This window comes from Clavibacter michiganensis (assembly GCF_021216655.1).
Classification (GTDB): domain Bacteria; phylum Actinomycetota; class Actinomycetes; order Actinomycetales; family Microbacteriaceae; genus Clavibacter; species Clavibacter michiganensis.
Map to the genome: position 1 here is coordinate 1372710 of NZ_CP080437.1, position 20391 is coordinate 1393100.

The following is a 20391-nucleotide window of genomic DNA, read 5'->3' on the forward strand; positions in this document are numbered from 1 at the left end:
AAGGAAGCCCATGACGCACGCCCTCCCCTACTTCGAGGACTTCGCCCCCACGACGGGCGCCGCCCGCCGCCCCCGTTCCTGCCTGCACTCGGATGCCCCGCGCATCGTGCTGAACGGCGACTGGCGGTTCCGCCTCTCCCCCACCCCGCGCGGCCTCTCCGACGAGATGGCCGACCCCGCGTTCGACGACTCCGGCTGGGACGAGATCCCCGTGCCGAGCCACTGGGTGCTCGGCCAGGACGGCCGCTTCGGCCTCCCCGCCTACACGAACGTGCAGTACCCGTTCCCCGTCGAGCCGCCCTTCGTGCCGGACGAGAACCCCACGGGCGACTACCGCGTCGAGGTCGACGTGCCCACGGACTGGCAGTCGCTCGAGCGCGTCGTGCTCCGGTTCGAGGGCGTCGAGTCGGCGTTCAAGGTGTGGCTGAACGGCGAGGAGGTCGGCACCGCGATGGGATCCCGCCTCTCGCACGAGTTCGACGTCACCGCGTCGCTCCGCCCCGGATCCAACGTGCTCGCCGTGCGCGTGCACCAGTGGTCGATCGCCAGCTACCTCGAGGACCAGGACCAGTGGTGGATGCCCGGCATCTTCCGTGACGTCACCCTCCTCGGCCGTCCCGAGGGCGGCATCGACGACGCGTGGACCCGCGCCGAGTACGACCACGAGACGGGCGCGGGCACGGTGCACGTCGAGGTCGACGCCGAGCCGACCGCGTTCCCCGTCACGTTCGAGGTCGATGGCCTCGGGATCCACGTCACGTGGGACACCCCGGCCGACGTCGCGCCCGTGCACGTCGAGCGCGTCGAGCCGTGGAGCGCCGAGAGCCCCACGCAGTACCAGGGCTTCCTCCGCACCAACGTCGAGGCGCTCTCCATCCGCCTCGGCTTCCGCACCGTGCGCATCGAGGGCGACCGGTTCCTCGTCAACGGCCGCCGCGTGGTCTTCCACGGCGTCAACCGGCACGAGGCCCACCCCGAGCGCGGCCGCGTCTTCGACGAGGAGCACGCGCGCGCCGACATGCTGCTGATGAAGCAGCACAACGTCAACGCGATCCGCACCAGCCACTACCCGCCGCACCCCCGCGTGCTCGACCTCGCCGACGAGCTCGGCTTCTGGGTCATCGACGAGTGCGACCTCGAGACCCACGGCTTCGAGTTCGGCGGCTGGGTCGGCAACCCGAGCGACGATCCGCGCTTCGCCGACCACTACCTCGACCGGATCGAGCGCACGATCGAGCGGGACAAGAACCACCCCTCGATCGTCATGTGGTCGCTCGGCAACGAGTCGGGCACGGGGCGCAACCTCGCCGCGATGTCGGCGTGGGTCCACCGCCGCGACCCGGGCCGCCCCGTGCACTACGAGGGCGACTACACGGGCGAGTACACGGACGTCTACTCGCGCATGTACTCGAACCTGCAGGAGACGGAGTCCATCGGCAGCGACGTGATCCCGGGCGACCTGCTCGGCTGCACGCCCGGCGAGGGCATGCGCCAGCGCACCAAGCCCTTCATCCTCTGCGAGTACGTGCACGCGATGGGCAACGGCCCCGGCCAGATCGGCGAGTACGAGGACCTCGTGCTCCGCTACCCGCGCCTCCACGGCGGCTTCGTGTGGGAGTGGCGCGACCACGGCATCCTCACCGAGACCGCTGGCGGCGAGGCGTTCTACGCCTACGGCGGCGACTTCGGCGAGGTCGTGCACGACGGCAACTTCGTGATGGACGGCATGGTCCTGCCCGACGACACCCCCACGCCCGGCCTCGCCGAGTACAAGGCCGTCGTGCAGCCCATCGCGTTCGGGCTCGAGCGCGACGGCGGATCCGCGTCCCTCGTGGTCGAGAACCGCTACCACTCCGTCTCCACCGCGCTCACGAGCCTCGTCTGGGTGCTCGCGGTCGACGGCGACGACGTGGCGACCGGGGTCCTGGACGCCGAGGCCGTCCCGGCCGGCGACACCGCGCGGATCCCGCTGCCCGCCGACGCGCTCGACGCGGGCGAGCTGGCCGGCGACGGCTCCGAGGTGTGGCTGACCGTGCAGGCGATCCTCCGCGACGACGAGCCGTGGGCCGAGGCCGGCCACGTGGTCGCCGTGCAGCAGTTCGACCTCACGCCGGCGCCGCGACCCGCCGTGCCCGCGCGCTGGGTCGACGCCGACGAGGAGACGTACCCCGCGTCCGCCGCCACGCGCCTCACCCTCGGCGACGGCGAGTTCGACCTCGCCACCGGCCGCCTCGTGCGACTCGGCTCGCTCGAGGTCGACGGACCGCGGCTGGAGCTGTGGCGCGCGCCCACCGACAACGACCGCAGCGACAGCAGCGGCTCCTACGAGCTGGCGGATCCGCGTCTCACCTTCGGCAAGGGCGTCCCCGGCCCGTCGAGCGAGGCACGCTGGCGCGGCGCGGGCCTCGACCGGCTGACGCACCGGGTCCGCTCGGTGAAGGTCGGCTCCGGCTCGCTCACGGTCGTCGTGCGCACGAGCGCGGCGCAGTCCTTCGACTCGGTCGACACGACGTACTGCTGGACCGAGGGCGCCGACGGCGACCTGGACCTCCGCGTCGACATCGTGCCGAGCGCCGGCTGGGCCATCACCTGGCCGCGCGTCGGGATCCGCTTCGACCTGCCCGCGAGCGTCACCAACGCGGAGTGGTTCGGCACCGGGCCCTTCGAGTCGTACCCCGACTCTCGCCGCGCGGCGCTCGTCGGCCGGTTCTCGTCGCTCGTCGACGACCTGGGCGCCGTCTACTCGATGCCCCAGGAGACCGGCCACCGCAGCGACCTGCGCGAGCTCGAGCTCGGCACGTTCGACGGCGAGGACGGCATCGTGATCCAGGCCCGGCCCGACACCGCGGGCCGCCGCCCCGGTTTCACGGCCTCGCGCCACACGCCGCAGGAGCTCGACCGCGCCGCGCACCCGCACGAGCTGCCCGCCAGCGAGGCGGTGCACCTCTACATCGACGCCGCGCAGCACGGGCTCGGCTCGCGCGCGTGCGGCCTCGACGTGCTGCCCGAGCACCAGCTGTGGCCGTCGGCGCGCACGCTGGAGCTCACCATCCGCAGCCGCTGACGCGGAACGGGTCCGGGCCGCCCATCCGGGCGGCCCGGCGCGCGTCCTTCCCCCGGGAGGGCGAGCAAGCTGGAGACGACGGCGTCCGATGGCGGGCGCGAGGAGGACGCATGACCGACACCATCGAGCAGGGCACCGCGGGCACCAACTGGGCCGGCAACTACGCGTACCGGGCCCGCGAGGTCCATTCGCCGACGAACGTCGAGGAGCTGCGGGCCATCGTCCGCGACGCGACGACGATCCGCGTGCTGGGATCCCGCCACTCGTTCAACGACATCGCCGACTCCGACGTGCTGGTCTCGCTCGCCGAGCTGCCGGCCGACCTCGTGATCGACCGCGACGCCAGCACGGCCACGTTCTCCGCCGGCCTCGCCTACGGCAAGCTCGCCGAGCTCCTCGGCGAGGAGGGCCTCGCGATCCACAACCTCGCGTCTCTGCCGCACATCTCCGTCGGCGGCGCCATCGCGACGGCGACCCACGGATCCGGCATCGGCAACGGCAACCTCGGAACCGCGGTCGCGGCGCTCGAGCTGATCACGGCCGACGGCGAGACGGTCACGTACCGCCGCGGGGACGACGACTTCGACGGCGTCGTGGTGGGCCTCGGCGCGCTCGGCGTCGTCACGCGCGTCACCCTCGACGTCGAGCCCGCCTACCTCGTTCGCCAGCGCGTGTTCGAGGGCCTGTCGTGGGACGCGTTCGACGAGAACCTCGAGGACGTCTTCGGCGGCGCGTACAGCGTCAGCGTCTTCACGCGCTTCGGCGAGGCCACCGACCAGGTGTGGCTGAAGAGCCGCGTCCAGCTCGACGTGGACGGCCAGCCCGAGGACGAGGTCGTCGTGGCCGACTACTTCGGGGCGCCCGCCGCCACCGAGGAGCGCCACCCGATCCTCGGCATCGACCCGGTGAACAGCACCTCGCAGCTCGGCGTCGTGGGCCTCTGGTCCGACCGCCTCTCGCACTTCAAGATGGGCTTCACGCCGAGCGACGGCGAGGAGATCCAGTCGGAGTTCCACGTGCCGCTCGACCGGGCCGTCGAGGCCGTGCGGGCGCTCCGTGACATGGGCGACCGGATCCGCCCGATCCTCCTCGTGTGCGAGCTGCGCGCCGTCGCCGAGGACCGCCTCTGGCTGAGCCCCCAATTCGGGCAGACGACCATCGGCCTGCACTTCACGTGGAAGCGCGACCAGGCGGCCGTCGAGGCCGTGCTCGTCGAGCTCGAGGCGGTCATCCGGCCCTTCGGCGCGCGCCCGCACTGGGGCAAGGTCTTCACCGCCGAGGCGGCCGACATCGCCCCGCTGTACCCGCGATCCGGCGACTTCCTGGCCCTCGCCGAGCGCCTCGATCCGACGGGGAAGTTCCGCAACGCGTGGTTCGAGCGCTCGCTCCGCGGCTGATCCGCATCCGCCCCTGACCGGGACCGCACCCGAGGATCCGCGACGCGCCGATGACGGCATCAGCGCGCCGCGGATCCCGGGTCGGCGGCGGGCACGGCGCGTAGGGTGAGCACCATGGCGCCCGAGACCTCCTCCTACGTACCTGCCCCCGGGCGGATCACGATGTTCTCCACCACCTGGTGCGGCTACTGCCGCCGTCTGAAGGCCCAGCTCGATCGCGCGGGCATCGGCTACGACGAGGTGGACATCGAGCAGGTGCCCGGCACCGCGGAGCTCGTGGAGGCCATCAACGGCGGCAACCAGACCGTCCCGACCGTGCTGTTCCCCGACGGCTCGTCCGCCACCAACCCGTCGCTCGCCGACGTGACCGCGAAGGTGGCCTGAGCCATGCAGCACCACGACCTCAGCGTCATCCCCGACTTCCTCGCCGCGTGGATGCGCGAGCAGCGCTGGTTCGCCTCGAAGGGCACCGAGCCGCGCCTCGAGCGCATCGGCGGCTGGAGCTTCAGCGACGAGGGCTGGTTCGCCCGCATCGAGACGCACCTGATCATCGACCACGGCAGCGCCAAGCCCGTGCTGTACCAGGTGCCCCTCACCTACCGGCAGGCGCCGCTGGAGGAGCTGAAGCCCTTCCACATCGGCACCACCGTCGAGGACGACGGCGTCGAGCTGCACGTCTACGACGGCCCCCACGACCCCGCGTACGCGTGGGCGCTCATCCGCACGATCCTCGACGACCGCGACGCCGACGCCGACGAGACGTCGCTCGGCGCGACCGCGCGCGGGCAGCGGCAGCCGGGCGTGGAGATCGCGACCGTCGTCGGATCCCACGTGCTCTCGGGCGAGCAGTCGAACACGTCGATCATCTACGACATGGTCTCGGCCGACGGCCACGCCGTGAACCCGATGATCGTCAAGGTGTTCCGCGCGCTGCACCACGGCGAGAACCCTGACGTCGTGCTCCAGTCCGCCATCGCGGGCGCCGGATCCCGTCTCGTGCCGCAGACCATGGGCAGCGTGCTCGCCGAGTGGAGCGACTCCGGCCGCGAGGAGGGGCGCGCCATCGGGCACGTCGCCTTCGCGCAGGAGTTCCTGCCCGGCGTGACCGACGCCTGGCGCGTCGCGCTCCGCGCCGCCGAGGCCGATGCCGACTTCCAGGCCGAGGCACGCGCGCTCGGCGAGGCGACCGCAGACGTCCACGCCACGCTCGCCGCCGCGCTCCCCACCGTCGAGGCCACGCCCGACGTGATCGAGGGGATCATGGTCAGCTTCCGCCGCCGCCACGCGACGGCCGAGCGCGAGGTCCCCGAGATCGCCGCCTTCCACGACGCCATCGCGAGCGTGTACGACGCCGCCGAGAAGGGCGAGTGGCCGAAGCTGCAGCGCATCCACGGCGACTACCACCTCGGCCAGGTGCTCTCGGTGCCGAACCGCGGCTGGGTCCTCCTCGACTTCGAGGGCGAGCCGCTGCGGCCGATGCACGAGCGCTCGCTCCCCGACGTCACGCTGCGCGACGTCGCGGGCATGCTCCGCTCGTTCGACTACGTCGCCGGCTCCTACGCGCTCGCGCACCCCGGCAAGTCGGCCGCCGCGTGGGCGTCCGCGGCCCGCCGCGCGTTCGTCGACGGCTACATCGCCCGCTCGGGCACCGACCTCCGCGCCAACCGGGCCCTGCTCGACGCGTTCGAGATCGACAAGGCCGTCTACGAGGCGATCTACGAGGTCCGCAACCGGCCCGGCTGGCTGTCGATCCCGCTGCAGGCCGTCGCGCGCCTCGCCACCCGCTCGAGCACGCTCGGCGCGGTGACGACGCCGGGCGCGACCGGGCCGCGCGAGGCCGGGCCGATCACCTCCTGATCCTCCGGGACGCAGGGCGCGTGCTGCGCAGGGTCTGTGCACTTCTCCGACGCCAACACCGAAATGCCTTTTATCTTTCACCCGCGGCAATGAGGCTGCAGTGAACGGCGATCCGTGATCGCCGAGAAGAGGTAGTCATACGTGCAAGACGCGTCATCCTGAGCATCAGCGCCGTCGGCCTGCTCACGCTCGGCCTTGCGGCCCCCGCATAGGCCGAGGCCCTCTACCAGTGGGGAGAGCAGCCGACCACCTACTGCTCGTCGTCCGTGGGTTGCTACATGGATCACGGCCGCCCTGTGCACACCACCTACGGCCCTCGCCTGACGTTGCACGAGCAGGCCCTTCAACGGCGCTGCTACCTGCGGCTCGCGGGAACCGGATTCGCCGGTGCCGGCGGCGTGATGACGGGGAACTGGCTCGCTGTCCTCGGGTCGGCGTTCAACGGAGGAGAAGCACTCGAGGGGGTGTGCAGTGATTTCTGGAACGCGACGTCGAGATTCAGGCACTGAGGGGAAGGGGCAGATGTTCGGACAGATCCTCCTCGCCCTCGTGGGCATCGGATTGATCTTCTTGTCGATCCCGTACGGAGCGACTGATGGGGCAGGCAGCTGGTGGGGTGTGCTCGGTGGCGCGCTCATCGTCGTGGGTGCCGTGGTCGTCGCAATCCGACGGCGACGTCCACGACCGGAGGACTGAAGCGCGCACGAGCCTCGGACGGCAGCAGAGGGCAGGACAGGGGGCATGCGCACCTTCGGAACGCATCGAAGGTGCGCATGCCCCCGTCGGTAGGCTGGCGGGATGACCGACCCCGCCGTCCCGGCCGTCTCCTCCCCCGCATCCGACTCCCCCTGCACACCTCCCGTCGCGGAGCAGCGGCCCCTCGAGCGCACGTTCCACGGCGACACGTTCGTGGACCGCTACGAGTGGCTGCGCGACAAGGACGACGCGCGGGTCATCGCGCACCTCGAGGCCGAGAACGCGTACACGGAGGGTCAGACGGCCCACCTGGAGCCGCTGCGCGAGCGGATCTTCACGGAGATCAAGGACCGCACGCAGGAGACCGACCTCTCGGTGCCCGTCCGCGAGGGCGACTGGTGGTACTACGCCCGCACGGTCGAAGGGTCGCAGTACGCGATCCGCTGCCGCCGTCCCGTGGCCGGCCCCGACGACTGGACGCCGCCCGCCATCGAGCCCGCGGCCGACGGCGCGGCGATCGAGGGCGAGCAGATCCTGCTCGACTCCAACGCCGAGGCCGACGGCCACGCGTTCTTCTCGCTCGGCGCGTTCGAGGTCAGCCCCGACGGATCGCTCCTCGCGTACTCCACCGACACCGAGGGCGACGAGCGGTTCACTCTCAAGATCCGCGACCTCGCGACGGGCGAGGACCTCGCCGACGAGATCCCCGGCACCAGCCACGGCGCCACGTTCTCGGCGCACGGCGACCACCTCTTCTACGTCACGGTCGACGACGCCTGGCGCCCCGACACCGTGTGGCGCCACCGCGTCGGCAGCCCGGCGTCGCAGGACGTCAAGGTGTTCACCGAGCCCGACGAGAGCTACTTCGTCGGCTTCGGCATGACGCGCAGCCGCCAGTACCTCACCATCTACGTCGGCTCGAAGATCACGACCGAGGTGCTGCTGCTCGACGCCGGGGATCCCACGGGCACGTTCCGGTCGGTGTGGCCGCGCCGGCACGGCGTCGAGTACGACGTCGACCACGCGGTCATCGACGGCAGCGACCGGCTCCTCATCCTGCACAACGACGGCGCCACGAACTTCGAGCTGATCGACGTGCCGGCCGACGACCCGACCTCCACGACCGACCGCCAGGTCGTCATCCCCCACGACGACGAGGTGCGCCTCGAGGACGCCAGCGCGTTCGCCGACCACCTCGTGATCTCCTACCGCCGCGAGGGCCTCACCCGCGTCGGCGTGATCCCCTTCGACCGCGTGCTCGACGGCGAGCAGCTGCACGAGATCGCGTTCGACGAGCCGATCTACACGGTCGGCGCCGCCGGCAACCCCGAGTTCGCGCAGCCCACCGTCCGCCTCGGCTACACGAGCCTCGCGACCCCGGCCACGACCTACGACTACGTGCTCGCGACGCGCGAGCTCCGCCTCCTCAAGCAGCAGCCCGTGCGCGGCGGCTACGACCCCGACGACTACGTGCAGACCCGCGAGTGGGCCACCGCGGAGGACGGCACGGAGATCCCGCTGTCCGTGGTCTACAAGCGCGGCCTCGTGCACCCGGGCACGCCCGCGCCGCTGCTGCTGTACGGCTACGGCTCGTACGAGGCGAGCATCGACCCGTCGTTCTCCATCGCCAGGCTGTCGCTGCTCGACCGGGGTATGGCCTTCGTCATCGCGCACGTGCGCGGCGGCGGCGAGATGGGCCGGCGCTGGTACGACGAGGGCAAGACGCTCACGAAGAGGAACACCTTCACCGACTTCGTCGCGGCCGCCGACCACCTCATCGCGCGGGGGTGGACGAGCCCGGAGAAGCTCGTCGCCGAGGGCCGCAGCGCCGGCGGGCTGCTGATGGGCGCGGTCGCGAACATCGCGCCGGACCGCTTCGCCGGGATCCTCGCGGGCGTGCCCTTCGTGGACGCGCTCACGAGCATCCTCGACCCGTCGCTGCCGCTCACCGTGATCGAGTGGGACGAGTGGGGCGACCCGCTGCACGACCCCGAGGTGTACGCGTACATGAAGTCGTACACGCCGTACGAGAACGTGCGCGAGGGCGTGCAGTACCCGCGGATCCTCGCGGTCACGAGCCTCAACGACACGCGCGTGCTCTACGTCGAGCCCGCCAAGTGGACGGCCCGCCTCCGCGAGGTCGGCGCGCCCGTGCTGCTGCGCACCGAGATGCAGGCCGGCCACGGCGGCAAGTCGGGCCGCTACGACGCATGGCGCGAGCGCGCCTCCGACTACGCGTGGGTGCTCGACGTGGCGGGGCTCGCCTAGCTCGCCGTCGCGGCACCGCCGCCGGATGTCCTGGCAGGTGCGACGCGTCTCCCCCTAGGGTGGATCCCTGACACGGGGTGCCCACGAGGGCTGAGATGAGACCCGTCGCACCTGATCCGGTTCGCACCGGCGGAGGGATGTCATCATGAGCGCCGCGCGCCCATCGGCCCACGAGACCACGGGGACGGGGACCGCCTCGGCGGATCTCCTCCTCCTGCTGCGGGAGCGCCAGCCGCTCGTGCAGTGCATCACGAACGCGGTCGTCACCGGCTTCACCGCGAACGTCCTGCTGGCGCTGGGCGCCGCGCCCGCGATGACGGACGTGCCGACCGAGGCGGGGCCGTTCGCGCGGATCGCGTCGGGCCTGCTCGTCAACCTCGGCACGCCGCACGCGGAGCAGCGGGAGGCCGCGGTCGAGGCCGCGCACGCGGCGCGCGAGGCGGGGACGCCGTGGGTGCTGGATCCCGTCGCCGTCGGAGCGCTGCCCGTGCGGACGCGGCTCGCGCACGAGCTCGTGGCGCTGTCGCCGACGGTCGTGCGCGGCAACGCGTCGGAGGTCATCGCGCTCGCGACGGGCGGCGCGGGCGGTCGCGGGGTCGACGCGACCGACGAGGTGGAAGCCGCGCTCGACGCCGCGACGCTGCTCGCGCGCACCTTCGGCACGGTCGTCGCGATCTCGGGGCCGGTCGACCACATCACGGACGGCCACCGGGTCGTCCGGGTGCACACGGGCGACGCGCTGCTCACGAAGGTGACGGGCGGCGGCTGCGCGCTCGGCGCGGTGATGGCGGCGTTCGCGTCGCTGGATCCGGATCCGCTGCGGGCCGCCGTCGCCGCGACGAGCGTCTACACGATCGCGGCGGAGATCGCCGCGGAGGGGGCGAGCGGGCCGGGATCCTTCGCGGTCGGGTTGCTCGACGCGCTCGACGCCGTCACGCCCGAGCTCGTCGCCCAGCGCGAGCGCCTCGCGTGAGCGCGCTCGACCTCTCCGTCTACCTCGTCACCGACCCCGCCCTGTGCGGCGCGCGCGGCGTGCCCGCCGTCGTCGCCGCGGCGGTGGCGGGCGGGGCGACGGCGGTCCAGATCCGGGACAAGCACGCGAGCGCGGCCGAGCTGCTGGCGACGGTGGTCGCGGCCGCGGAGGCCATCGACGCCCACGCGGCCGCGCATCCATCCGCGCGGCGCCCGCTGCTGCTCGTCGACGACCGCGTCGACGTCGTGCTCGCGGCCCTCGCCCGCGGCGTGCGGGTGGACGGCGTGCATGTGGGCCAGTCGGACGTGCCCGCCGACCTCGTGCGCCGGATGCTCGACGCCGCGAGCCCGGATCGCCGCCTCGTGGTGGGCCTCACCGCGAACACGCCGGCCCATGTGGAGGCGGTGCGCGCGCTGCCGGCCGGCACGGTCGACTACCTCGGCGTCGGCGTGATCCGCCCCACGAGCACCAAGCCCGACCACCCGGCACCGCTCGGGCACGACGGGTTCGGGATCATCGCGGGGCTCTCCCCCGTCCCGTGCGTGGCGATCGGCGGGGTCGACGTGCGCGACGTCGCGGCGATCGCGGCGGCGGGCGGCGCGGGGACGGCCGTCGTGTCGGCGATCTGCGCGGCGGAGGACCCGGGCGCGGCGGCGCGCGAGCTCGCGGAGGCGTGGGCGCGGGTGCGCGCTGCGGCCGGCGATGCGACGGCAGCCGAGGACGACGCGTCCGCTCGCGCGCTCCGCCCGGTCCCCCGCGTCCTCAGCATCGCGGGCACGGATCCCACGGGCGGCGCCGGGATCCAGGCCGACCTCAAGTCCATCGCCGCGAACGGCGGGTACGGCATGGCCGTCGTCACGGCGCTCGTCGCGCAGAACACGACGGGCGTGCGGGAGATCCACGTGCCGCCCGTCGCGTTCCTCCGCGCGCAGCTCGACGCGGTGTCCGACGACGTGGCGATCGACGCGGTGAAGATCGGCATGCTCGGATCCGCCGCCGTGGTCGACGAGGTCGCCGACTGGCTGCGTGCGGTGCGCCCGCCGGTCGTGGTGCTGGATCCGGTGATGGTCGCGCAGTCCGGCGACGCCCTGCTCGACGCGGACGCGACCGAGGCGCTCCGCCGCCTGCTGCCGCTCGCCGACGTCGTCACGCCGAACCTGCCCGAGCTCGCCGCGCTCCTCGGCGAGCGCGAGGCCGACGGGTGGGACGAGGCGCTCGCGCAGGGGCGGACGCTCGCCGTGCGGCACGGCGTCCGCGTGGTCGTCAAGGGCGGGCACCTGCGCGTCGACGACTGCCCGGACGCGCTCGTCACCCCCGGCGCGGCCGGTGCGGAGGCCGCGGTCCACGTCGTCGACGGCCCGCGCATCACGACGACCAGCACGCACGGCACCGGTTGCTCCCTCTCCAGCGCGCTCGCGACCCTGCACCCGCGCCGTGGCGACTGGCTCTCCGCGCTGACGGAGGCGAAGGCCTGGCTCACCGGATCGCTCGCGCACGCCGAGGACCTCGAGGTCGGATCCGGTGCCGGCCCGCTCGACCACCTGCGCGCGCTGTGGGACGCCGCGGGCACCCACGCCGAGCCGATCTCCGCGGAGATGTGGGCCGGATCCGCCGACCTCCGCCGCGAGATCGACGACCTCCCCTTCGTCCGCCGCCTCGGCGACGGCACGCTCCCGGAGGCGTGGTTCTCGCACTACCTCGCGCAGGACGCGATCTACCTCCGGGCCTACTCGCGCGTGCTCGCGCGTGCGAGCCAGCTCGCGCCGACGCCCGACGCACAGGTGGTGTGGGCGCGGTCCGCGGCGGACGCGATCGCCGCCGAGTCGGCGCTGCACGAGGAGTGGCTGTCCCGGCATCCCGCGCCCGCGGTCGCAGGGCCGGTCACGCGCGCCTACGTCGACCACCTGCTCGCGCACGCCGCGACGAGCGACTACGCGGTGCTCGTCGCGGCGCTGCTGCCCTGCTTCACCATCTACGCGGACGTGGGCACCAGGCTCCGGGCGGCGGGATCCGCGGCGGCCTCCGCGGGCGAGGCCCACCCGTACGCGGCGTGGCTGGCGACGTACGCGGATCCGGGGTTCGCGGCGGCCACGCGGCGCGCGTGCGAGCTGGTCGACGAGGCCGCGGTGATCGCGGGTCCGAGCCGGCGGACCGCGATGCTCGAGGCGTCGCTCCTGTCGTCCGCGTACGAGCGCGACTTCTTCCGTGCCCCGGAGGCGCTCGGCTGACCCGCTCGGCTGACCCGGGGCGGCGGACGCGGGACACGGATCCCACCCGCGCCTGGGGACGCCCCGGCCCCCTCCCAGTCGCACCCGCGGGAGGATGCCCGTGCCCCGACGCGACCACCGCGCCGGGGCTCCCCGCTCCACGACCCGGGCACCCGCGTGCCCGACAGAGAGGACACCGCATGCGCGTCCAGGCCGAGACCCCCGCCGTCACGATGCCCGACCACCAGTTCACGGGCGAGGTCCGCCTCCGCTGGCTCTCCACCCCGCAGACCCCCGAGCAGCGCGCGGTCGTCGCGGCCGTCACCTTCGCGGCCGGCGCCCGCACCGTGTGGCACTCCCACGTCCTCGGCCAGACGCTGCACGTGACGTCGGGGATCGCGCGCGTGGGCACGCGCGGCGGCGAGGTGGTCGAGGTCGGGCCCGGCGGATCCGTGTACATCGCGGCCGGTGAGGAGCACTGGCACGGCGCCACGGCCCACGCGGCGATGGAGCACATCGCGGTGCTGGAGGACGGCGACGACCCGGTCGACGCGACCACCTGGGGTCCGCACGTGACCGACGAGGAGTTCCTGCGTCCCGCCGCCCCCGCGTCCGTCGCGACGCCGACCGCCACCCCGGTGGCCGCGCTCCCCGTGCCGCTCGGCGCGCCCGTGCTCGTGCACGCGCTGCGCTACACGGCGATGTTCGGCGAGAAGCCGTTCGACGAGGCGCTGCTCGTGTACCTCGACAACGGCTCCTACAAGATCCTCTCGCCCGGCGAGGAGCACTACGGCAGCTACGTGTCGACCGCGGGGACGGGCGTCGCGCCCCGCCACGTCGCGTTCCTGTCGTGGCCGTCGGACGACTGGCACCGCAACGTCGCCAGCCACACGCTGACCTTCGCGGAGGACACGGGCGCCTTCATCCAGTCGCTCGTGCTGCCGGGCGATGCCGTGCCGCGCGCGCAGCACGGCTTCGCCGAGGTGGTGCCGGATCCCGAGCAGGTCGACATGACGGCCTCGTGGGACGCGCTGCGCATCACGCACGCGGCCTCGTTCGAGCGCCTGGCGGAGCGCGTCCGGCAGCTCTGACGTCGTCGGGGCGGGCCACGGCCCGCCCCGGCGCTACGCTCGACCCACCGCGAGCGCCTCCCCCTCCCGCGAGGCGCGCCACCCGAGCCGAGCGCCTCCCGGAAGCCAGGACCATGACCACGACCATCTCGCCGCGCACCCGCGCCCAGCGCCTCGACGCCCTCCCCTGGACGCGCGCCCACTCCCGCATCCTCGGCGGCAGCGGGGTCGGCTGGGCGCTCGACGCGATGGACGTCGGGCTCATCTCGTTCGTCATCGCGCAGCTCGCGGTCGTGTGGGAGGCCGATGCGGGCCAGCTCGGCCTCGTCGCCTCCGCCGGGTTCCTCGGCATGGCGATCGGCGCGAGCGTCGGCGGGCTGGTGGCCGACCGCATCGGCCGCCGGCAGGTGTTCGCGCTCACGCTGCTGGTCTACGGCGTGGCCACGGGCGTCTCGGCGCTCGCGATGTCGGTGGGCGCGCTCATCGCGCTCCGCTTCGTCGTGGGGCTCGGGCTCGGCGCGGAGCTGCCCGTCGCGTCGACGCTCGTCAGCGAGTTCTCGCCCGCACGGATCCGGGGACGCATCATCGTGATCCTCGAGTCGTCGTGGGCCGTCGGCTGGACCGCGGCGGCGCTCATCGGCTACCTCGTGATCCCCGCGAGCGACGACGGCTGGCGCTGGGCGCTCGCGCTCGGCGCCGTGCCCGCGGTGTGGGCGATCGTCGTGCGGCTGCGCCTGCCGGAGTCGGTGCGGTTCCTCGAGGCGAAGGGCCGGCACCGGGAGGCCGAGCGCGTGGTGCGCGACCTCGAGGTGGCGGCGGGGGCGGGGGCGGATCCGGCGACGGACGGCGCTGCCGGCTCGGCGGCCGAGGCCCGGGCCGCGGACGCCGCCACCACCACCGCCACCGCCACCGGGTCCGCGCCCGACGACGACGCCGCCGCGCCCCGCGAGCGCCTCTTCGGCGCCCGCCTCCGTCGCCGCACGCTCTCCCTCTGGATCGTGTGGTTCTGCGTCAACTTCGCCTACTACGGCGCCTTCATCTGGCTGCCGACGCTGCTCGTCGCGCAGGGCTTCTCTCTCGTGCGCTCGTTCGAGTACACGCTCCTCATCACGCTCGCGCAGCTGCCGGGCTACGCGGTCTCCGCCTGGCTCGTGGAGAAGCGGGGTCGCCGCGTGACGCTCGCGGTCTTCCTCGCGGGATCCGCCGTCTCGGCCGGCCTGTTCGGCACCGCCGACTCCGTGACGACGATCCTCGTGTTCGGCGCCCTCATGTCGTTCTCGAACCTCGGCGCGTGGGGCGCGCTCTACGCCGTGACGCCGGAGCTCTACCCGACCCGCGTGCGCGCCACGGGCGCCGGCAGCGCGGCGGGCTTCGGGCGCCTCGCCTCGATCGTCGCGCCGCTGTGCGTGCCGCCGCTCCTGGCGCTCGGCGGCGTCGCGCTGCCGTTCGGCGTCTTCGCGGCCGTCTTCGCGCTGGCCGCAGCTGCTGCGCTCACCCTGCCGGATCTCCGCGGCGCGGCCCTCGAGGACTGACCCGGCGGATCCGGTCGGTACGCTCGGGAGCACCGAGCCGAGGAGACCCCGTGGTCCTGTCTTTCGTGATCTACCCCGTCATGGCGGTCGTCGTCGTCCTCATCGCCTTCGCGGTCATCGGGACCAGACGCTCGAACCCCACGCAGGACGCCCAGGACGCCGTGGCCCGCGAGCGCCGCGCGGCGCGGAAGGCCGAGCGGGCACGCAAGAAGGCCGAGCGCGGCTGATCGGCCGCTGTGGAGCGTCCGCGCCCCGCGCGGGTCCGGCGCGCATCCTGGACGCATGCCCCCGTACAGCGCCCGCCGTGCCCTGCGGGACGCAGCCATCCTCACAGGCTTCATGCTCGTGTCGCAGCTGGTCGTGGTGCCGCTGGTCGGCGGGACTCCGACGATGGAGCACCTCGCCGCGGCGCTCGTGGGCGCCGCCGTCGTCTTCCCCGCCGCCTACCTCATCCGGCGCGCGGCCGACCGAAGACGACGACGGGACGGCTGAGCCCCGACGACGACGCCCCCGTGACCGGCAGGTCGCGGGGGCGTCGTGACGTGCTGCGTGTCGCGGATCAGCCCGCGGCCAGCGCCTCCTCGAGCAGGTGCGACAGCGCGTCGAGCTGGACGGACGTGGATCCGGCCTCGTCGAAGTCCTCGCCGTCGAGCGCGCGCGCCGCGAGGCCCGCCTTGCTGTCGATGAGCTCCGCGATCTTCGCGTCGATCGTCTGCGCCGCGATGATCCGCCACGCGGTGACGGGCTCCTCCTGGCCGATGCGGTGCACGCGGTCGATGGCCTGCGTCTGCTCCGCGCTCGTCCAGCTGAGCTCGGCGAGCACCACGTTCGACGCCGCCTGCAGGTTGAGCCCGACGCCCGCCGCGGTGAGCGAGCACACCACGACCTTGACCTCTGGGTCGTTCTGGAAGGAGTCGATCGCGTTCTGGCGCGCCGCCGGCGACTGGTCGCCTCGGATGGAGACGCTCTTCAGCTCGCGCTTCGCGAACGTGGCCTCCGCCTGGTCCATCACGTCGACGTGCTTGGCGAAGAACACGACCTTGCCCACCGAGCGCGCGAGCTGCGCGGCGTAGTCGGCCGCGAGCACGGCCTTGGCCTGGCCGATGCGGCGGACCATGGTGAACACGTTCTCGCCGGTCTTCTGCGCCTTGGCCTCGTCGAGCTCGGACTGCGCCACGAGCCGCACGAGGCTCGCGCGCTCGGATGCCGGTCCGTCCATGACGTCGGCGACCGTGGTGCCGCGCGCGCCGACGAGCGCCGTGAACCGCTTGACGAGACGGGCCGCGAGCTCGCGCTCGGCCTGGCGGATGGAGCGGCCCAGGTCGTCGTCGAGCTCGACCGGGAGGTCCGCGATGCGCTTCGACGGCAGGTCGGTCGCCACGTCGATCTTGCGGCGACGCACGATGCCGAGGTCGATGACCGCGCGCCGCGCCTCGGCGAAGAACCCGGGATCGGCGGGCGTGAGGCCCGCCTCCTCCAGCTCGCCCATGAGGCGCGACGTGGGCTTGTCGCCGTCGATCCAGCCGAGGAACTGCCAGATGGCGCGGAAGTCGTCGATGTCGTTGATGAGCGGCGTGCCCGTGAGCGCCATGAGCAGCGGGTTGGACTGGCGCTGCCGGATGCTCTCGGCGAGCGCGAGCACGAACTTCGAGCGCTGCGACTGCAGGTTCTTGATGAAGTGGGCCTCGTCGACGACCATGCCGCGGAAGCCGAGCGTGCGCAGCCAGCCGATGTGGCGGTCCAGCACCTCGTAGTTGACGATGACGACGTCGGCGAAGGCGTCGAGCCCCGCCCCGTCGCCGTGGATCACGGTGGCGCGGCGGTGCGGCGTCCACCGCTCGACCTCGCGCTTCCAGTTCATCTTGACGACGTTCGGCACGACGACGAGCAGCGGGTAGGCGTCGGCGACCGACGCGGCGAGCAGCGCCTGCGCGGTCTTGCCGAGGCCCGGCTCGTCGGCGAGCAGGAACTCGCGGTGGCCGAGTCGCACGCTCTCGAGGAAGCGCGCCTGGTGGCGCATGAGCTCGAGGTTCTGCGGCGAGAGGCGGTCGATGCGCGGGCTCTCGGGGAGGTCCATGCTCGCGATGCCGCCGCCGGCGCCGTATTCGAACGACTTGAACAGCGGGCCGAGCAGCTCCCAGTTCGCCAGCAGGCGGGTGGGCGGCGCGGCGGGCGCGGGCCGGTCGAGGTCGGGCTCGAGGAACGGGTTCGCGAGCACGCGGGCCTTGACCGACGGCGGCACGACCTGGCGCTCGTGCAGCTTCGCGAGGGCGGGATCCTCGGGCTCGGGCTCCGGCTCCTCCTCCACGACCATCTCCACGCCGCCGTCGAACAGCATGTGCTTGCGCATGGCGCGGGCGGTCTCGGAGAGCTTGGCGTCGGGATCCAGCAGCGGCAGCACCGAGGTGTCGCGCGCAGCCGTGCGGGCCAGGATGCTCGCGATGCCGTCGAGGCGCTTCAGCGTCTCGGCGCGCTCGGGGTCGCTGAGCGGGGTGGCCGGGTCCTTCGCGTGCGTGCGCTCCTCGCGCATCAGCACCGCGATGACCTGGAACTTCGTGCGGTTGACGGGCTTGAGCTTGCCGCGCTGGGCGGCCTGCTCGATCTCGCGCACGGCGCGCGCCAGCACGGGGATGAGCCCCTCGTTGTCGATCGTGCGCGTGCGGGCGGAGGACCGCCGCTGGCCGGTGCGAGCCATGCAACTCCTTGTTCACTGCCGGGGCCAGGCGCTGCCTGCGCTCCCGGATCGGAAGGACGTAAGTCCGTCGCGCACGGTGACGCGTGCGGTCGGACGGTGGCGAGGGGACCTGCCTCGAGCAACCGGGGTTCCGGGTCGGGGGTGGGACGTGGGTCCGCCGCCTGCGCCCGGCCGCCTCGGGGAGGACGGGCACACAGAGGAGTTTAGGGCACGCGGGAGGCGGTGCGCGCCGGTGTGCGCGGTGCGGCTCTGCCCGGCCCGGTCGCCGTGGGCGGCCCGGCCTAGGGTGGATGCATGACGGATCAGGCGACACCCGCAGGCAGCAACGAGGCGGGCGCTCCCGGCCGCTACGTCGAGGAGGGTGAGTTCACCCGCGACACGAACTACATCGAGGACCGGATCCTCCGCGACGGCTCGCAGGGCTGGCCCGTCGAGGCCGGCCGCTACCGCCTCGTCGCGGCGCGCGCGTGCCCGTGGGCGAACCGCTCGGTCATCGTCCGCCGCCTGCTCGGCCTCGAGGACGCGATCTCGCTCGGCCTCCCCGGCCCCACGCACGACGCCCGCAGCTGGACCTTCGACCTCGACCCCGACGGCCGCGACCCGGTGCTCGGCACCGAGCGCCTCCAGGAGTCGTTCTTCGCGCGCTTCCCCGACTACCCGCGCGGCATCACGGTGCCGGCGCTCGTCGACATCCCCTCGGGCCAGGTCGTCACCAACGACTACCCCCAGATCACGCTCGACCTCTCCACCGAGTGGACCGAGCACCACCGCGAGGGCGCGCCCGACCTCTATCCGGTCGCGCTCCGGGCCGAGATCGACGAGGTCGCCGACCTCGTCTTCCGCGACGTGAACAACGGCGTCTACCGCTGCGGCTTCGCGGGATCGCAGGAGGCGTACGAGAAGGCCTACGACCGCCTCTTCGGCCGCCTCGACTGGCTGAGCGACCGGCTGTCGACCCAGCGCTACCTCGTGGGCGACACGATCACGGAGGCGGACGTGCGCCTGTTCACGACGCTCGCGCGCTTCGACGCCGTGTACCACGGCCACTTCAAGTGCAACCGGCAGAAGCTCGACGAGATGCCGGTGCTGTGGGCCTACGCGCGGGACCTCTTCCAGACGCCCGGCTTCGGCGACACCATCGACTTCGTGCAGATCAAGCAGCACTACTACCTGACGCACACCGACATCAACCCGACCCGCGTCGTGCCCACAGGTCCCGAGACCTGGGGCTGGCTCGAGCCGCACGGGCGCGAGGAGCTGGGCGGCCGACCGTTCGGCGACGGCACGCCTCCCGGCCCGGTCCGTGAGGGCGAGCGCGTGCCCGATGGCCACGGCGCGGTGCCGCGCGGCGGACGCGAGACGCGCCCGTCCGAGGCGCGCGCCTGGGTCTCCGGGACGCCCGTTCCCGGATCGGCCGACGACGGATCCGCGGACCGCGCCTGATGGCGGTGCGCACCGCTCCCGGCACGCTCACCCGGCGTCGCCGGCTCCTCGGCCTCGCGATCCGGCACGTCCCGGCGATCGCGCGCTCGATGCGGGGCACGCCCGCCGCGGGCACGCGCGTCGTGCGCTTCCCCGCAGGCGGCCAGCAGGGCGTCCCCCTCGACGTCGCCGTGTGGACGCCGCCCGGCCACGACCGCTCGGCGACCGGATCCCCCGTGCTGGTCGTCCTCGCCCGGCACGACGGCGACTGGCTGCCGTCCACGCTCGCGAAGGACCTGCGCGCGGTGGTCGTGACGATGGCGCCCGACGACGACGCGCAGGCGCTCGCGGGCCTCTCCTGGATCTCCTCCCACGCGGCCGGGTGGAACGGCACGCCGGAGCGGCTCGGGATCCTCGGCGACGGCCCCGGTGCCGACCGGGCGCTGCGCATCACCGCGCTCGCCCGCGACGCCGACGGCCCCGCCGTCCTGCGGCTCGTGCTCGTGAGCCCGTCGGGCGACGTGCCGAGCGCCGGATCCGACGACCGCCAGGGCCACGGCCGCGATCGGCTGCCCGACATGCTCGTGCACGTGGGCGCAGCGGATCCGCGCATCGACCGCGTCGCGGAGGGCGTGACGGCGCTGAAGGCCGCCGGCGCGAAGACCCGGCTCGTGCGGATCCCCCGCGCCGACCGGGGCTGGCTCGCCTACCCGGCGGCCGACCCCGCGCTCGCCCGCCGCTCGCTCGACGAGATCGTCGCCTACCTGCGGCGCGGACTCACCGAGGAGCGCGCGTTCGGGGTCGGCCCGGCGTAGGGGCGTCCTCCACGGGCACCTTCACGAGGATGCCCGCGGCGATGAAGACGATCGCGGCCACGTACTGCAGCGACTGCCACGTGACGGCCTCGACGGGGATCACGGCGACGGGGTTCCACATCACGGCGACGGCCGCGAGCAGCGCGGCGCTCCACCAGCTGCGGGCGCGCACCGAGAACACGATCATGATCAGCGCGAGTATCGCGACCGCGAAGCGCACGACCGTGAAGAGGTCGCCGTCGATCACCGCGAATCCGGCCAGCAGCACGATGGCGCCGAGGAGCCCGGGCGCGAGCGACGGACGGGTGAACGCGGGGGCGGCGGGGGTGCGGGTCACCGGGACAGTCTGCCAGCGCGCGCCGGGAGCGGGCAGGACACCACGGAGTGCCTGGCTC

15 protein-coding genes and 1 riboswitch are annotated in these 20391 nt (G+C 73.4%); of the genes, 13 read left to right on the forward strand and 2 right to left on the reverse strand.

Going from position 1 to position 20391, the window contains the following annotated elements:
• Positions 1-10: 10 nt before the first annotated feature.
• From K0V08_RS06395 to K0V08_RS06445, 11 genes are all read left to right on the forward strand, one after another.
• Positions 11-3064 carry a glycoside hydrolase family 2 TIM barrel-domain containing protein gene (locus tag K0V08_RS06395; protein ID WP_079534558.1) on the forward strand — a complete coding sequence of 1018 codons (3054 nt, stop codon included), beginning with the start codon at positions 11-13 and terminating at the stop codon, positions 3062-3064.
• A gap of 110 nt (positions 3065-3174) precedes the next feature.
• Positions 3175-4461, forward strand: a complete 1287-nt coding sequence (locus K0V08_RS06400; RefSeq protein ID WP_079534557.1) for a D-arabinono-1,4-lactone oxidase — start codon at positions 3175-3177, stop codon at positions 4459-4461.
• A 114-nt stretch (positions 4462-4575) separates the two neighbouring features.
• The gene (locus K0V08_RS06405) at positions 4576-4845 is read left to right on the forward strand and encodes a mycoredoxin (protein WP_012038801.1); all 270 of its coding nucleotides are present in this window, start codon (positions 4576-4578) and stop codon (positions 4843-4845) included.
• Positions 4846-4848: 3 nt separating this feature from the next.
• Positions 4849-6318, forward strand: coding sequence for a maltokinase N-terminal cap-like domain-containing protein (locus K0V08_RS06410; RefSeq protein WP_079534555.1), 1470 nt, complete (start codon positions 4849-4851; stop codon positions 6316-6318).
• A gap of 798 nt (positions 6319-7116) precedes the next feature.
• Positions 7117-9282 (forward strand): S9 family peptidase, encoded by a 2166-nt coding sequence (locus tag K0V08_RS06415; RefSeq protein WP_079534551.1) that lies wholly within the window; start codon positions 7117-7119, stop codon positions 9280-9282.
• A gap of 63 nt (positions 9283-9345) precedes the next feature.
• A riboswitch (TPP riboswitch) is annotated at positions 9346-9437 on the forward strand.
• Positions 9428-10255, forward strand: a complete 828-nt coding sequence (gene thiM, locus K0V08_RS06420) for a hydroxyethylthiazole kinase (protein WP_012038805.1) — start codon at positions 9428-9430, stop codon at positions 10253-10255. Its footprint overlaps the riboswitch before it by 10 nt.
• Complete coding sequence (locus K0V08_RS06425; protein WP_079534549.1) at positions 10252-12483, forward strand: bifunctional hydroxymethylpyrimidine kinase/phosphomethylpyrimidine kinase; 2232 nt, start codon at positions 10252-10254, stop codon at positions 12481-12483. The genes thiM and K0V08_RS06425 overlap by 4 nt, the downstream gene beginning before the upstream one ends.
• Positions 12484-12662: 179 nt before the next feature.
• Entirely contained in the window at positions 12663-13553 is an 891-nt protein-coding gene (locus K0V08_RS06430) for a cupin domain-containing protein (RefSeq protein ID WP_079534547.1), read from the forward strand.
• Positions 13554-13666: 113 nt separating this feature from the next.
• A complete protein-coding gene (locus K0V08_RS06435; protein WP_079534545.1) occupies positions 13667-15064 on the forward strand; it encodes an MFS transporter in 1398 nt (465 codons plus the stop codon).
• A 50-nt stretch (positions 15065-15114) separates the two neighbouring features.
• Complete coding sequence (locus K0V08_RS06440; RefSeq protein ID WP_153259257.1) at positions 15115-15291, forward strand: hypothetical protein; 177 nt, start codon at positions 15115-15117, stop codon at positions 15289-15291.
• Positions 15292-15346: 55 nt separating this feature from the next.
• Positions 15347-15556, forward strand: a complete 210-nt coding sequence (locus K0V08_RS06445) for a hypothetical protein (RefSeq protein WP_012038809.1) — start codon at positions 15347-15349, stop codon at positions 15554-15556.
• Between the two features lie 67 nt (positions 15557-15623).
• Here K0V08_RS06445 and K0V08_RS06450 read toward each other — a convergent pair whose 3' ends face one another.
• On the reverse strand, positions 15624-17759 hold the full coding sequence (locus tag K0V08_RS06450) for a DEAD/DEAH box helicase (RefSeq protein WP_079534543.1): 2136 nt from the start codon (positions 17757-17759) through the stop codon (positions 15624-15626).
• Positions 17760-18053: 294 nt separating this feature from the next.
• Here K0V08_RS06450 and K0V08_RS06455 point away from each other — a divergent pair, with 294 nt between their 5' ends.
• Positions 18054-19202: a glutathione S-transferase family protein gene (locus K0V08_RS06455; protein WP_079534541.1), complete on the forward strand. Its 1149-nt coding sequence runs from the start codon at positions 18054-18056 to the stop codon at positions 19200-19202.
• Positions 19202-19996 (forward strand): alpha/beta hydrolase, encoded by a 795-nt coding sequence (locus tag K0V08_RS06460; protein ID WP_079534539.1) that lies wholly within the window; start codon positions 19202-19204, stop codon positions 19994-19996. Before K0V08_RS06455 ends, K0V08_RS06460 begins: the two co-directional genes overlap by 1 nt.
• Here K0V08_RS06460 and K0V08_RS06465 read toward each other — a convergent pair.
• Positions 19959-20333: a DUF6804 family protein gene (locus K0V08_RS06465; RefSeq protein ID WP_012038813.1), complete on the reverse strand. Its 375-nt coding sequence runs from the start codon at positions 20331-20333 to the stop codon at positions 19959-19961. The genes K0V08_RS06460 and K0V08_RS06465 overlap by 38 nt on opposite strands.
• Positions 20334-20391: the final 58 nt, after the last annotated feature.